Raw genomic sequence first — 15,405 nt, 5'->3', positions numbered from 1 at the left:
TCATGTTTCAGGACTAACTTGTTAATATATTGCACAATTCACAATCGAATCCAAGTTACCCGGCACACAGGATTGTTACCTTCTGAAACAATCAAATTGTGCGCCAGGTAACACTTTTCCCGGTTTACTAACCGGCCTTACCCTGCCTTTGAGCAGAGAAACGTCCTGCATACTCCAGGGCCAGCACCAGCACCAACCCAGCCAGGGCCATCATCACTGCAACGACAACCTGCGGATCCTGCCCGGTTAAAGCGGCCCAGCTGTCCGGTGTAACCGGGGTCTGGCTCAAGGGTACCTCCTGGCCTTTGCTATTGGTGCGCCAGCTCAGGGTTTGCTGCCAGGGCCATACCTTGCTCAGGGCACCGATCATAAAACCGGTCAGCAGCGCCAGCACCGTGTCGTGGAAATGCCGGAATGCCAGGGTGATCAGCCGGGCCACAGACAACAGCCCGGTCAGACAACCCAGCAGGAACAGCCCCAGATGGGCCACCTCGAATGACTTTATGGCGGCCAGTACCGGCGAGTACATACCGATAATCACCAGCAAAAAACTGCCGGATATGCCGGGCAGGATCATGGCACAGATGGCCAGTGCCCCGGCCCCGAAAAATGCCAGCTGTGAGGCTGCCACTTCACTGGCCGGCAGCGTGGTTACCCACCAGGCAAATACAATTCCGGCACACAGAGGCAGCAGCAGAAACGGCGAAAAACGACGGACCTGGCGCCCCACGTGCCATACCGAGGCAACAATCAGGCCGAAGAAAAAGCTCCAGATCAGGATTGGATGGCTGTCCAGCAGCCAGGTAATCAGCGAAGCCAGGCTGGCCACACTGGCAACCACACCAGCCAGCAGGGTCACCAGGAAACCGCCGTCAATGGCTTGCCAGAAGCCGCGGATGTCACCTTTCAGAAACTGGCGCACGAACGCTACCGGGGCCGCACTGATGGCCTCCAGCAACCGGAAGTAAATGCCGGTAATAAACGCGATGGTGCCCCCGGAAACCCCCGGAACAATATCCGCCGCGCCCATGGCCATGCCCCTTAAAAACACAGCCACCGGATGGTGGCTGCGATTCACCGATGAGTCCGGGCTATGCTCCATTAACGAACCACTCCACCAAGCAGGGGCACAAACCGCACCGGTTCCAGCTCACGGCGCTCGAAACTGTCGCCCCTTCGGATAATCTCGACCAGCACCTGATTCTCCTCCCCTACCGGTGCGATCAGCACACCACCATCGGCCAGCTGATCCAGTAATTCCCGGGGCACCTCTACCGGCGCCGCCGTCACAATAATGCCCTCAAACGGACCTTTCTCGGGCCAGCCCATGCCACCGTCGGCATGTTTAAGCATCGCATTACGAATGTTCAGTTGCCGCAAACGCTCCCTGGCCCGATCCTGCAGCGGCTTGATACGCTCCACGCTGAAGATTTCACGGAACGCCTGGGACAACACCGCAGTCTGGTAACCGGACCCGGTTCCCAATTCCAGCACACGCTCCGGTTCGTGGGCCAGTAACAATTCCGTCATCCGGGCGACGATATAGGGTTGCGACAGGGTCTGCCCGTAACCGATGGGCAATGACGTGTCTTCGTAGGCTCGATGCGACAGGGCCTCGTCCAGAAAGATATGCCGCGGCACCTGGCCGATAATCTCCAGCACCCGGTCCGACTCGATACCCGCTTCCCGCAATCGCTGCACCAGGCGCAAACGGGTGCGCCGCGAGGTCATGCCGATGCCTTCAAGCGGGGCATTCATTGCGACACCTCCCCGAAGCCCTCAAGGTCATCGACCCAGTCTTGCAGTCGGGTCATTGCCTCGTGTCGGGTCATATCGATGTGCACGGGGGTCACCGAAACGAAGCCGTTCTGAACCGCGTGGAAATCCGTGCCCGGGCCGGCATCGCCACCGCCACCGGCGGCACCGATCCAGTACCGTCGCTTGCCTCTCGGGCAGGTTACCGGCACAACACCCTCGGCCCGGTCACGATGCCCAAGCCGGGTCACCTTGATACCAGCCAGCTCACTCCAGGGCAGGTCCGGTACATTCACATTGAGAATCGAACGGGGGCCCAGGGCCAGGTATCGCTTGTGTTCCAGCAGCAGCCGAACCACCCGCGCGGCGGTTTCATAATGGAAGTGGCCGTTATTAACCAGGGACACTGCAATAGCGGGCAGGCCAAGGTGACGGCCTTCTGTAGCCGCGGCCACCGTGCCGGAATAAATAATGTCGTCGCCCAGGTTGGCATGGGTATTGATACCGGAAACCACCCGGTCAAAAGGCTTGTCGAACAGACCGTTAACGGCCAGGTGAACGCAGTCGGTGGGTGTGCCATCTACCGACCAGAAGCCGCTGGGGTGCTTTTCTACCGTCAGGGGCCGGCTGAGGGTCAGGGAATTGCTGGCCCCGCTGTGATCACGGTCCGGGGCAACTACGGCAAGTTCGCCCAGCCCCTGCAACCCCTCGAACAGGGCCATCAGGCCAGGCGAATGCACGCCATCATCATTCGACAACAGAATACGCACAGTGTTCTCCGCTAGCTTTCTTAATACTTATTATCCCGGCTGAGGCTCATGTCCTGCAGCTCGAATACATCGGCCAGCACCGTGGTGGCGTACTGGCCCGGTGGCAATGTGAACTGTAACCGCAGGGTGTTGTCGTCCTGCCATTGCCACTGAAGCTTGTCCGGGCGCGTAACCAGCGCCCGGCGCTCGGGCTTCATACGGGTACTCAGAAACAGTCGTTCGAATTCCGGATGGCCCGCCACCACGGAACGCTCAAGCTGCTCCTGCTCACCGGTCGCTGTCGTGCCGCCATCGCCCCACAGGGGGCCTGTAGGGCTGCCGTCTACCGCAGGTTCACCGGCCATCGCTTCAAACCAGTGCCCAGCCTCTACCCTTGCGGCAAGCACCTCATTGAACAACCACGAACGTGCCGCCGAAAAGTACAATACGTTTTTCGAACCGCTTCCGCCACCGCCACGACGACCGCCCTTCTTCCGGTTCAGGCGGGTAACATCGAGATTCACTGCCCGCTCCAGGTTGCCGCCCTGAAAACCGAAGCGCTGGGGCCCGAAATAATTCGGCGCACCCCGATCTGCAAGCAACGCCAACGCGGCCTCCATTGCCTGCCGATCGCCCTGAACCTCGCGCAACACCAGCTCGAACCCGTTGGCCTGGTGTTCGCCCCGGCGCAGCTTGCGGGCGTGGCGCCGCCAGTTCAGAGCCCGCCAGCGCTCGCCAATAGCACTGAGCAATTCCGCATCAGAGGCTTCCCGCCCCGGGCAGTAAAGACTGAACCACTGCGACGTTACCGCGTGACGATCCTTCAACCCGCAAAAGCCCACTTCGAAAGCCTTGCAGCCAGCCAGCTGGGCCAGCTCCCGGGCCACGAACTCGGTATTGTCCCCGGACTTTTCCAGCCGCACACAGAGATGCTCACCGGCACCTTCGGCACCACCGGCCAGGCCTTCGACCTCCGGCCACAAAGACTCGGTTACCCGGAAATCTTCAGGGGACACCTTCAACCGAGCAGAACCCACCCGCTGCCCGGAAGAAACCGGCCACTCCAGCCGCCAACGTGGCTCTACCGAAGCATCCGTCACAGGCTGACCGCCTCAAGCAGGCACACCGCCTGGCAAGCAATCCCCTCACCCCGGCCGGTGAACCCCAGCTTTTCAGTGGTGGTGGCCTTAACACTGACCCGGTTCACCGGCACCCCCAGGTCCTCGGCGATATTCATTCGCATGGCCTCCACATGGGGTGCCATCTTCGGAGCCTGGGCAATAATGGTGGTATCCACGTTCACCACCGAAAAACCTTCCTCCAGCACCCGGGCCATCACCCGCCGAAGCAAATCCCGGCTATCCGCACCGGCCCATTCGTCACTGGTATCCGGGAACAGATGCCCGATATCCCCCAGCGCGACCGCGCCAAGCAACGCATCCGCCAGCGCATGCAGCAACACATCGCCATCCGAATGGGCTTTCAGGCCGTGACTGTGGGGAATCTCAACACCACCGAGAATGACAGCATCACCCTCACCAAAGGCATGAACATCAAAGCCCTGACCAATGCGCATGATCGTCTCCGAAAAAAAACAGAAATAAACGAGAGGCGGGAAAACCCTACAGCCGGCCCAGAATAAACTCGGCCAGAGCAAGGTCAGACGGCACCGTAATCTTCAGATTATCCGGCCGCCCTTCCACCAGAACAGGCATCTTACCGGAAAACTCCATGGCAGAGGACTCATCGGTGACCGGCTGATTGTTTTCAAGACAAGACTCCAACGCCGCCCGCAGTGCACCAAACCGGAACATCTGCGGCGTCAACGCCCGCCACAACCGGCTCCGATCTACCGTTTCCTCAACTTCGGGCTGCACACCGCCACCCGCCAGCTTCAACGTATCCGCCACCGGCGCCGCCAAAAGCCCACCAACCGGGTGCTCAGACAGGGTATCAATCAGGTTGGAAAGGTCATGACCATGCAAACACGGCCGCGCCGCATCATGCACCAGCACCCAGTCAGACTCCTCCGCCTGCTCCGCCAGCGCATGCAGCGCCGAAAGCACCGAATCCGCCCGCTCCTTGCCACCGGTACAGGTTTGGATACGATCGTCCCTGGAAGACTCACTATCCGGCCACCAGTGATCCGCCGGATTCAACGGCACCATGCAGCCCTTGAACGGCGCGTTATCCAGTAAACGGGAGAGCGTGATATCGAGGATAAAACGGTTATTGATCTTGAGGTACTGCTTGGGACACTCAGCTTTCATGCGCTGGCCGATGCCGGCGGCAGGAACAACAAGCCAAAGTTGAGATTTCATAATCGGAAGGCCCGCACTATGTCAGGAGAGCGCCGGGGAGTGTCTCTCCGGGAATTTCGAAGGCCATGGATGGCCTGAGAGAAGCGCACATGGATGTGCTCGTAGCGGTTCCCGGAGAGACACTCCCCGGTGCTCGGAGCACCCAGTGCCGAAATCAGTTCTCGACCACGAGAAAAAAAGTCTCGTCTTCGCGAATAAGGCCAAGGTTCATCCGGGCCCGCTCTTCCACAGCACCCTGCTCATTACGAAGGTTCCGCACCTCCGCATACAGCCGGTCATTACGCGCCGCCAACCCGGCATTCTCCGCCCGCTGCTCAGCAATCGAATTCTCCAGCGACCAAACCTGCGCAAAGCTACCCTCCCCGATCCACAGGCGAACCTGCAGCAGGAGAATCAGCACTACCAGAATGGCCCAAAGCGTTTTCATGCCAAATAAGCTCAGAATTTAACCAGATTAAACGGTAACTACGACCGTCAAGTATAGACCTTATAGTAGATTAGCAACAAATTCGCGTAAGTCACTGTGCAAAAAGGCCATCGTTTCCGAATTTTCATCCGGAACGCGATGGCCTTAACACTTTGTTACCTGCCCGTAACTACCGACAGGTCAAAGTTTACCGGTAAAACTCAGCCCTGACCCTTGATTTCGCTCAGGCCGCGGTAAGGTGCCTTGCCTTCCAGCGCTTCTTCAATGCGCAGCAGCTGGTTGTACTTGGCAACCCGGTCAGAACGGCACAGAGAACCAGTCTTGATCTGGCCTGCACAGGTAGCAACCGCCAGGTCAGCAATGGTGGTATCTTCGGTTTCACCGGAACGGTGGGAAATCACCGCCGTGTAGCCGGCGTCCTGAGCCATCTTGATAGCGTCCAGAGTCTCGGACAGGCTACCAATCTGATTGAACTTGATCAGGATGGAATTGCCCACACCCTTCTCGATGCCCTGCTTCAGGATCTTGGTGTTGGTTACGAAAAGGTCATCACCCACCAGCTGAACCTTGCTGCCGAGCTTATCAGTCAGAACCTTCCAACCGTCCCAGTCACTCTCGTCCATACCGTCTTCGATGGACACAATCGGATAGCGCTCGCACAGGCCGGCCAGGTAATCAGCAAAGCCTTCTGAATCAAAGCTCTTGCCTTCACCGGACAGCTGGTACTGACCGTCCTTGTAGAATTCGGAAGAGGCACAGTCCAGGGCCAGGGTCACGTCTTTTCCCAGCTCATAGCCCGCATCTTCAACCGCCTGCTTGATGGCAGCAAGGGCTGCTTCGTTAGACGGCAGGTTCGGTGCAAAACCACCTTCGTCACCAACGGCCGTGTTCAGGCCCTGGGCCTTCAGTACCTTCTTCAGGCTGTGGAAGATTTCAGCGCCAACACGCAGGGCTTCAGCGAAGCTGGTTACAGAAACCGGCTGAACCATGAATTCCTGGATGTCGACGTTGTTATCCGCGTGCTCACCACCGTTCAGGATGTTCATCATCGGTACCGGCATGGAGAACTTGCCGGACGTGCCGTTGATATCAGCGATGTGAGCGTACAGCGGCTTCTTCAGGGAAATAGCAGCCGCCTTGGCCGCTGCGAGGGAAACTGCCAGGATAGCGTTGGCGCCCAGGTTAGCCTTGTTCTCGGTGCCGTCCAGGTCCAGCATAATCTGGTCCAGAGCGCGCTGATCGGCAGCGTCTTTACCAACCAATGCGTCACGAATCTTGCTGTTTACCGCGTCAACTGCCTTCAGGACGCCCTTACCCAGGTAACGAGAAGCATCACCATCACGCAGCTCCAATGCCTCGCGGGAGCCGGTAGAAGCACCGGAAGGCGCACAGGCGGTTCCAATGGTGCCGTCTTCAAGGATAACGTCGGCTTCAACGGTAGGGTTACCGCGTGAATCCAGAACCTCACGGGCTTTGATGTTGGCAATCTTGGTCATTCGGTTGTTTCTCCAGTCTTAACTTTTAATTTGGTGCCGGAGCGAACAACTGGAAAGCCTTGGCGAAAACCGCTACGAGCACATCCATGTGCGCTTCTCTCAGGCCATCCTTGGCCTTCGAAATTTTCGCCAAGGCTTTCCAGTCATTCGCTCTCGTAGTCCGCAGTATGCCGTCAGGTTTGGCAACCTCAGGAATATGCGGTCTTTCAAATAGCCGACACCGCCAATCAGGCGGTGTCGATAGGTTTAAAACTTTTTACCAGGTCATCCACAGCTTTCACGCGCTCCAGGAACGGCTCCAGCTGGCTCAGGCGCAGGGCGCAGGGGCCGTCACACATAGCCTTGTCCGGGTCAGGATGGGCTTCCAGGAACAAACCGGCCAGGCCCTGGGACATACCCGCCAGCGCCAGGTCGGTCACCTGGGCGCGTCGGCCACCGGCCGAGTCGGCCCGGCCGCCGGGCATCTGCAGGGAGTGGGTGACGTCAAAGAACACCGGCACGTTCATCTGCTTCATGATGCCGAAGCCCAGCATGTCGACCACCAGGTTGTTGTAGCCGAAGCTGCTGCCGCGCTCGCACAGGATAACCTGGTCGTTGCCGGCTTCTTCGCACTTGGTGATGATGTGCTTCATTTCCTGGGGAGCCAGGAACTGGGCTTTCTTGATGTTGATGACCGCACCGGTCTTGGCCATGGCCACCACCAGGTCGGTCTGACGGCTCAGGAATGCCGGCAACTGGATGATGTCGCAGACTTCAGCTGCAGGCGCCGCCTGCTCCGGTTCGTGCACGTCAGAGATGATGGGCACGCCGAATTTGCTTTTGATATCTGCCAGAATCTGCAGCCCCTTCTCGAGACCGGGGCCCCGGAAGGAGTTGATGGACGAGCGGTTGGCCTTGTCGAAGGAGGCTTTGAAAACGTACGGGATGCCCAGCCTGCTGCAGACATCCACGTACTTTTCGGCCACTTCAAACGCCAGTTCCCTGGACTCGAGTACGTTCATGCCGCCGAACAGCACAAAGGGCTTGTCGTTGGCGATTTCGATTCCCGAGACGTTCAGGTTGCTGCGGGCCATACTCAGGATCCCTTTTTGTTGGCCAGTGCTGCCTCAACAAAGCCCTTGAACAGCGGGTGGCCGTCGCGGGGTGTCGAGGTGAATTCCGGGTGGAACTGGCACGCCACGAACCACGGATGTTCCGGCGCTTCCACCACTTCAACCAGCTTGCCGTCAGCGGAGCGGCCGGAGATGATCAGGCCAGCCTCTTCCAGCTTTGGCAGGAAGTGGTTGTTGACTTCGTAACGGTGGCGATGACGTTCGCGAATGGTTTTCTTGCCGTAGCAGGCGGCGATGCTGGAGCCGTCCGTCAGTACGCAATCCTGGGCGCCAAGGCGCATGGTGCCGCCAAGGTCAGAGGCTTCGGTGCGTGCTTCGGTAGCACCGCTGGCGTCGAGCCACTCGGTAATCAGGCCGACGACCGGCTCCGGGGTGTGCTCACGGAACTCGGTGCTGTGGGCGTCTTTCAGGCCGGCCACGTTACGGGCGTATTCAATAACCGCCACCTGCATACCCAGGCAGATGCCCAGATACGGAACCTTGTTCTCACGGGCGTACTGAACCGTGCGGATCTTGCCTTCCACGCCACGCTCACCAAAGCCACCGGGCACCAGGATTGCATCAGCAGATTCCAGCACGGCGGTGCCGTCACGCTCGATGTCTTCGGAATCGATGTAGTTGATGTTCACCTTGGTGCGGGTCTTGATGCCGGCGTGCAGCAGGGACTCGATCAGGGATTTGTAGGCGTCCAGCAGTTCCATGTACTTACCGACCATGGCGATGGTGACTTCCTGCTGCGGATTCATCAGGGATTCCACAACAGCGTCCCACTCGCCCAGGTCTGCTTCACGGGCATCCAGGCCGAAGCGCTCGATAACCAGCTGGTCCAGGCCGTATTCGTGCAGCATGCGCGGAATGGCGTAGATGGACTTGGCATCCTGCATCGGGATGACCGCACGCTCTTCCACGTTGGTGAACAGAGCAATCTTGCGACGGGAGCTGGCATCCACTTCGTGCTCGGAACGGCACAGCAGAATGTCTGGCTGCAGGCCGATGGAGCGCATTTCTTTCACGGAATGCTGGGTCGGCTTGGTTTTGATCTCGCCAGCGGTGGCAATGTAGGGCACCAGGGTCAGGTGCATGAACAGGGCACGCTGGGAGCCTACTTCCACCTTCAGCTGACGACAGGCTTCGAGGAACGGCAGGGATTCGATATCGCCCACTGTGCCGCCGACTTCAATCAGTGCCACGTCGGCACCGGCTGCGCCTTCAACTACACGGCGCTTGATTTCGTCAGTGATGTGCGGGATCACCTGCACAGTGCCACCAAGATAATCGCCACGACGCTCTTTGCGGATAACTTCTTCGTACACCCGGCCGGTGGTGAAGTTGTTACGCTTGCTCATGGGGGTACGAATAAAGCGTTCGTAGTGGCCCAGGTCAAGGTCGGTTTCCGCGCCGTCTTCGGTGACAAAAACCTCACCGTGCTGGAACGGGCTCATGGTGCCGGGGTCCACGTTGATGTACGGGTCCAGCTTGAGAATAGTGACCTTCAGGCCGCGTGCCTCGAGGATGGCTGCCAGTGAGGCAGACGCAATACCTTTGCCTAATGAGGACACGACACCGCCGGTGACGAAAATATAACGCGTCATGCAGATTCCGTGATTATCTGGTTCGGTGAAGGAGGGAGATTGTTCATCTCAAGATGGGACGCCAGACTACCAGAAAGCCCCTCTGTACTCAATCACAATCCCTCTCCACAATCAGCCGCCAGCCGGTGGCAGGGGCGCCTCCCGAGTATTGTTCAGAACACCACAAATCGCCAATCCCGATCAGCTCTTCGCCCTCGCTGGTTTGCCGCCAGACCAGCGGTAATACTGAGCGCTCCCAGGGTGGAACGGACTGTTCCTGCAGCCAGGTTTTCAACGCACGGGAGGGCTTACCCGGGGCCAGCCGGACCCGCTCACCACCCTGCCTCGTAGATACCCTTATTGGCGGCGGCGTTGTTTGCTGTTCTGCCGGGGCAACCGATTTCAGCGACAGCAACCAGCCGGGCCAACGCACTGGCGACCCGGGGGTAAGCGCTACTGGCTCTGGCGCGGGAGGATTATCCGGCACCAGGTAAATATGCCCCCGGTAACGGCGCAGGCTGAATCCATCGCCCCGGAGCTCCGGCTCCCGATCCTCTCCGGCTTCAAGCAGTTCAGCCAGAACCTGGTCCCAGCCTGCCAAAGCCGGCGGCGGGAAACCCTCGCGCTGAATCCACCAACGCACCAGGTTGCGGCGCTCGGGGGCACTCAGGGCGGAGAACGGCTCAATCGCGAGGCGGCCGCTATCGGAACAGGTCTGCCACTGAAGTTCCGCCAGGCGTTGATTCAACTGGTCACTTTCGGCGCAGGATCGGGCACTGTGGGCAACCCGCTTCAACAAACCGGGCCAACGATCCTTCAGGCCCGGCAGAACACTGTGGCGCAGGTAATTGCGGTCGAACTGCCGGCTCTGGTTGCTGGGGTCTTCTACCCAGCGCACACCAAGTTTCGTCGCCACCTGCTCCAGCCTGTCGCGACTGACCCCGAGCCAGGGCCGGTACAGGGTGCCCTTGCCTAACGGCCGCGTTTTCGGCATTCCGGCCAGCCCGCTGACACCGGAGCCCCGCAACAGCCGGAAAAGGACCGTTTCTGCCTGGTCATCGGCGTGGTGGGCCATCAATAACATGTCGCCCGGGTTCAGGGTGTTGTGAAACACCTCATAACGGGCTGTACGGGCCGCATCTTCCAGGCCGCCAGCACCCCTGGCACCAACCGGGACATCCACCCGCGCAACGCACAATTCAACACCCAGCTGCTCGCAGACATCCCGGCAGAATTGCTCGGTCTGCTGATGATTGGGCTGGAGCTGATGATTGATGTGCAGGGCAGTAACAGAGGGGTGGCAGGCAGAGGCAGCCTGCAATAACAGCGTGGAATCCAGGCCGCCGCTGAAGGCCACCCAGAGACGGGAATATTCGGGAAGTTGACTGACCGGCCCGAGCAGGTCGCCGGGCCAGCCAGAAGCCCGGGCGGTGTTACCGCCCGCCTTCATACTTGGTTAAGCGCTCGTAACGGCGGCTTACCAGCTCGTCCAGGGGTAAACGGCTCAGCTCGTCAATGCCCTGACCCAAGGTCGTTTTCAGGGTCTCGGCCATTTTTTCCGGATTGCGGTGGGCACCACCGAGGGGCTCCGCAATCACGTTGTCCGCAACACCCAGCTCTTTCAGGCGCTGGGCAGTTACACCCATAGCTTCCGCAGCCTGGGAGGCATACTCCGCACTCTTCCACAAAATCGACGCGCAACCCTCAGGGGAGATAACCGCGTAGGTTGAGTACTGAAGCATGTTCAGCTGGTCGCACACGCCAATGGCCAGTGCACCACCGGAGCCACCCTCACCGATTACGGTGGAGATAACGGGGGTTTTCAGGCGCGACATCACCGCCAGGTTAAAGGCGATAGCTTCACTCTGGCCACGCTCCTCGGCGCCGATACCAGGATAGGCGCCCGGGGTATCGATAAAGGTCAGGATCGGCATCTTGAAGCGCTCGGCCATTTCCATCAGGCGCAGGGCCTTACGGTAGCCTTCCGGGCGCGGCATGCCGAAGTTGCGCTTGACCTTGTCACGCACTTCGCGGCCTTTCTGGTGACCAATCACCATCACGGGTTTGTTGTCCAGGCGAGCGGTGCCGCCAATGATGGACAAATCATCCGCATAGCGACGGTCGCCGTGCAGTTCGTCAAAATCTTCAAAAATCAGGTCGATATAGTCCTGGGTGTAGGGGCGGCGCGGATGGCGGGCCAGGCGGGCTACGTCCCAGGGCTTGAGGTCTGAAAAGATGGTTTCCGTCAGGCTGACGCTTTTCTTCTTCAGACGACTGATTTCATCAGTGATATTGATGTCGGTGTCGTTACCCACCATGCGAAGCTCTTCAATCTTGGCTTCCAGGTCGGCGATCGGCTGTTCGAAATCCAGGTAATTAGGGTTCATGATGTTCCATCATTTGCTTGCCAGGTGGGCGGTCAACCCACCATAACCAGAATTTGGGACAAAGATAGCAGCGCAAAACGCTCAACTAAAGCGGACATTGGTCTTAATCATAGACCAACTCCACCGACTTCTCTCCCACCAGGTGTTTCAACTCGAACAACAGGTTGTCATCGGGCTGCACCCGCCAGGACGGCCCCAGCTCAATCCGGGTGCTGGCCTCGGCACTGCTGTATTCGATCCACACCGGGCTGCCTTCGTTACGGAACGGCCGCAGCGTGTCGTCGAGTTTGTCCAGCAGGCCGTTCTGCAGCTGTTCAGCATGCAGGGCCAGCCGGATACCCCGGCTGAACTGCTGCCGGGCGGTGGCCACGTCCATCACCGAGCTGACCCGCATTTTCATCTGGCCAGAGTAATCATCGTGGCTGACCTGCCCTTCCACCACAATCACCTGATCGGATTGCAGCAACTCACGGTTCTCGAAAAACGCCTCCGAGAACAGCGTAGCTTCAATGCGGGCACTGCGATCGTCCAGGGTAATAAAACACATGGTTGAGCCGGTGCGGGTTTTCATGGTGCGCTGGGCCACCACCAGCCCGGCCACCCGCTGGGGCGACTTGTTGGGCTTCAGGTCGGCAATGGAGTTACGGACAAAGCGCCGCACTTCCCGCTCGTATTCGTCAAACGGGTGACCGGTAAGGTAAATGCCCAGGGTGTCTTTCTCACCCTTGAGCCGTTCTTTCTCCGGCCACTCGCGCACGTTGGCCACATCCGCGTAGGGATCACCGTCTTCACCGCCGCCTTCGAGCATTTCGCCGAACATATCCACCATGCCAGCGGCATCGTTACGGGATTGCTGGTCGGCTTGCTGTATGGCCTTCTCGATACTCGCCATCAGCTGGGCACGGCCCGCGCCTAACTTGTCCATCGCACCGGAGCGGATCAGGGCTTCCATGGCTCGCTTGTTCACCTTTTTCAGGTCGATGCGACGGCAGAAATCGAAGATGTCCTGGAACGGGCCGTCTTTGGCCGCCTCAACAATACTTTCGATGGGACCTTCACCCAGACCCTTGATCGCGCCCAGGCCGTAAACAATCTGGCCATCGTCATTCACCGTGAAGGTGTAGGCAGAACGGCTGACGTCCGGCACCAGCAGGTCCAGCTTCATGTTCCGGCACTCTTCCACCAGCGTGACCACCTTGTCGGTGTTCTGCATATCGGCGGTAAGTACCGCAGCCATGAACTCGGCCGGGTAGTGGGTTTTCAGCCACAGGGTCTGGTAGGACACCAGCGCGTACGCTGCGGAGTGAGATTTGTTGAAGCCGTAGCCGGCGAACTTTTCTACCAGGTCGAAGATATTCTCGGCCAGGGTCTTGTCGATGCCGTTGTTCTCACAACCGTCTAGGAAGATGGCCTTCTGTTTCTCCATCTCCTCCGGCTTTTTCTTACCCATGGCCCGGCGCAGCATGTCTGCACCGCCCAGCGTATAGCCGGCCATCACCTGGGCAATCTGCATGACCTGCTCCTGGTACAGGATGACCCCGTAAGTGGGCTCCAATACCGGCTTCAGGCCTTGATACTGATAATCCGGGTGCGGGTAAGACATCGGCTGGCGGCCATGCTTACGGTCGATAAAGTCGTCTACCATGCCGGACTGCAGCGGCCCCGGGCGGAACAGGGCCACCAGGGCGATCATGTCTTCCAGGGAGTCCGGCTGCAGGCGGCGGATCAGGTCTTTCATGCCGCGGGATTCCAGCTGGAACACCGCGGTGGTCTCGGCCTTTTTCAACAGGTCGAACGAGGGCTTGTCATCCAGCGGAATGGTGCTGATGTCCAGGTCACCAAGCCCGCGCTCTTGCCGGCGCGGGTTGATCATGCCCAGGGCCCACTTGATGATGGTCAGGGTCCGCAGACCCAGGAAGTCGAACTTCACCAGCCCGGCGTCTTCCACGTCGCCTTTATCGAACTGGGTGACCAGGCTTCCGCCCTCATCGTCGCAGTACAGCGGCGAGAAATCCGTAATCTTGGTGGGCGCGATCACCACACCCCCGGCGTGTTTACCGGCGTTCCGGCACACGCCTTCAAGCTTCAGGGCCATTTCCCAGATTTCCTGGGCTTCTTCATCCTGTTCCAGGAATTCCTTGAGCTGGGGCTCCTGTTCGATGGCCTTGTTGAGGGTCATGCCTACTTCAAAGGGAATCAGCTTGGAGAGCTTGTCTGCCAGGCCGTAGGATTTGCCCTGCACCCGGGCAACGTCCCGCACCACCGCCTTGGCGGCCATGGTACCGAAGGTGATGATCTGGGAAACCGCTTCCCGGCCGTACTTCTGGGCGGTGTATTCGATGACCCGGTCCCGGCCTTCCATGCAGAAGTCGACGTCGAAGTCGGGCATGGATACCCGTTCCGGGTTCAGGAACCGCTCGAACAGCAGGTCGTATTCCAGCGGGTCCAGGTCGGTGATCAGCAGCGCATAGGCGACCAGGGAGCCGGCACCGGAACCCCGGCCCGGGCCCACCGGCACGCCGTTATTCTTGGCCCACTTGATGAAGTCCATAACGATCAGGAAGTAACCCGGGAACCCCATCTGGATGATGATATCCAGCTCGAACTTCAGGCGTTTGTAATAGTCTTCGCGCTTCTGGTCGTATTCCGGGTCGTCCTTGCTCAGGGTCTTGGCAAGGCGCGCTTCCAGCCCTTCTTCGGACACATGGCGGAAGTAATCGTCCATGGTCATGCCATCCGGGATCGGATAGTTGGGCAGGAAGTACTCGCCCATGCGCACTTTCACCGAACAGCGTTTTGCGATTTCCACGGTGTTCTCGACGGCCTCGGGAATGTCCGAGAACAGCTCGATCATTTCCTCGGCGCTACGCAGGTATTGCTGATCGCTGAAGCGACGATCCCGCCTGGGGTCATCCAGGGTCCGGCTTTCACCAATACAGACCCGGGCCTCGTGGGCTTCGAAATCGTCCGCCTGCAGGAAGTGCACGTCGTTGGTAGCTACCACCGGCAGGCCCAGTTCAGCTGCCAGTTCCACGCTCATATGCAGGCAGTCTTCATCACCGGCCCGGCCGGTACGCTGCAGTTCCAGGTAATAGCTGTCCGGGTACAGGTTCATCCAGTATTCGGCTCGCTCACGGGCCAGTTCCGGCTTGCCCGCCAGCAAAGCCTTGCCCACATCCCCCATCTTGGCACCGGACAGGGCAATCAGCCCCGCCGGCCGGGCTTCCAGCCATTCCTTGCGGATAATCGGCTTGCCGTAGCGCTGGCCTTCGGTATAGCCGAGGGAGATGATTTCGGTGAGGTTGAGGTAACCGTCGTTGTTGCGGGCCAGCAGGGTCAGGCGGAACGGGTTTTCCGGCTCATCCGGGTTTTCCAGCCACAGGTCCGCACCGATGATCGGTTTGACGCCGGCGCCCATGGCGGCCTTGTAGAAGCGCACCAGGGAGCACATATTGGATTGTTCGGTCAGGCCGACGGCGGGCATGCCCAGCTCCGCCACGCGGCCGATCAGCGGCTTGACCCGTACCAGGCCATCCACCATGGAATATTCGGAATGTACGCGCAGGTGAACGAAAGTGTTTGCCATG

General features: G+C 59.3%; 13 protein-coding genes. All 13 read right to left on the bottom strand.

Features of this window, described 5'->3' with window-relative positions; genetic code table 11:
- Positions 1 to 127 precede the first annotated feature (127 nt).
- Entirely contained in the window at positions 128 to 1,102 is a 975-nt protein-coding gene (locus LWH94_RS11510; protein WP_232902306.1) for a DUF368 domain-containing protein, read from the bottom strand.
- Positions 1,102 to 1,758 carry a protein-L-isoaspartate(D-aspartate) O-methyltransferase gene (locus LWH94_RS11505; protein ID WP_022990072.1) on the bottom strand — a complete coding sequence of 219 codons (657 nt, stop codon included), beginning with the start codon at positions 1,756 to 1,758 and terminating at the stop codon, positions 1,102 to 1,104. Before LWH94_RS11505 ends, LWH94_RS11510 begins: the two co-directional genes overlap by 1 nt.
- A complete protein-coding gene (surE, locus tag LWH94_RS11500; protein WP_232902305.1) occupies positions 1,755 to 2,525 on the bottom strand; it encodes a 5'/3'-nucleotidase SurE in 771 nt (256 codons plus the stop codon). Before surE ends, LWH94_RS11505 begins: the two co-directional genes overlap by 4 nt.
- Before the next feature lie 20 nt (positions 2,526 to 2,545).
- Positions 2,546 to 3,604, bottom strand: a complete 1,059-nt coding sequence (gene truD, locus LWH94_RS11495) for a tRNA pseudouridine(13) synthase TruD (RefSeq protein ID WP_232902304.1) — start codon at positions 3,602 to 3,604, stop codon at positions 2,546 to 2,548.
- Positions 3,601 to 4,080, bottom strand: a complete 480-nt coding sequence (ispF, locus tag LWH94_RS11490) for a 2-C-methyl-D-erythritol 2,4-cyclodiphosphate synthase (protein ID WP_232902303.1) — start codon at positions 4,078 to 4,080, stop codon at positions 3,601 to 3,603. The genes truD and ispF overlap by 4 nt, the downstream gene beginning before the upstream one ends.
- Positions 4,081 to 4,126: 46 nt before the next feature.
- On the bottom strand, positions 4,127 to 4,825 hold the full coding sequence (gene ispD / locus LWH94_RS11485) for a 2-C-methyl-D-erythritol 4-phosphate cytidylyltransferase (RefSeq protein WP_269802573.1): 699 nt from the start codon (positions 4,823 to 4,825) through the stop codon (positions 4,127 to 4,129).
- Positions 4,826 to 4,979: 154 nt separating this feature from the next.
- Complete coding sequence (locus LWH94_RS11480) at positions 4,980 to 5,252, bottom strand: septum formation initiator family protein (protein WP_058340644.1); 273 nt, start codon at positions 5,250 to 5,252, stop codon at positions 4,980 to 4,982.
- 200 nt (positions 5,253 to 5,452) lie between these two features.
- The gene (eno, locus tag LWH94_RS11475) at positions 5,453 to 6,748 is read right to left on the bottom strand and encodes a phosphopyruvate hydratase (protein ID WP_094625620.1); all 1,296 of its coding nucleotides are present in this window, start codon (positions 6,746 to 6,748) and stop codon (positions 5,453 to 5,455) included.
- Positions 6,749 to 6,975: 227 nt separating this feature from the next.
- Positions 6,976 to 7,821 carry a 3-deoxy-8-phosphooctulonate synthase gene (kdsA, locus tag LWH94_RS11470; RefSeq protein ID WP_232902302.1) on the bottom strand — a complete coding sequence of 282 codons (846 nt, stop codon included), beginning with the start codon at positions 7,819 to 7,821 and terminating at the stop codon, positions 6,976 to 6,978.
- A gap of 2 nt (positions 7,822 to 7,823) precedes the next feature.
- Positions 7,824 to 9,452 (bottom strand): CTP synthase, encoded by a 1,629-nt coding sequence (locus tag LWH94_RS11465; RefSeq protein ID WP_022990064.1) that lies wholly within the window; start codon positions 9,450 to 9,452, stop codon positions 7,824 to 7,826.
- 88 nt (positions 9,453 to 9,540) lie between these two features.
- Positions 9,541 to 10,881, bottom strand: a complete 1,341-nt coding sequence (gene tilS, locus LWH94_RS11460; protein WP_232902301.1) for a tRNA lysidine(34) synthetase TilS — start codon at positions 10,879 to 10,881, stop codon at positions 9,541 to 9,543.
- A complete protein-coding gene (gene accA, locus LWH94_RS11455) occupies positions 10,865 to 11,818 on the bottom strand; it encodes an acetyl-CoA carboxylase carboxyl transferase subunit alpha (protein WP_022990062.1) in 954 nt (317 codons plus the stop codon). Before accA ends, tilS begins: the two co-directional genes overlap by 17 nt.
- 103 nt (positions 11,819 to 11,921) lie before the next feature.
- Positions 11,922 to 15,404 carry a DNA polymerase III subunit alpha gene (gene dnaE, locus LWH94_RS11450; protein ID WP_232902300.1) on the bottom strand — a complete coding sequence of 1,161 codons (3,483 nt, stop codon included), beginning with the start codon at positions 15,402 to 15,404 and terminating at the stop codon, positions 11,922 to 11,924.
- Position 15,405 lies beyond the last annotated feature (1 nt).

Origin of the sequence: Marinobacter sp. G11 (assembly GCF_021282325.1) — a bacterium.
Lineage (GTDB): Bacteria > Pseudomonadota > Gammaproteobacteria > Pseudomonadales > Oleiphilaceae > Marinobacter > Marinobacter vinifirmus.
This window is presented reverse-complemented; position numbering and strand designations above follow the sequence as displayed.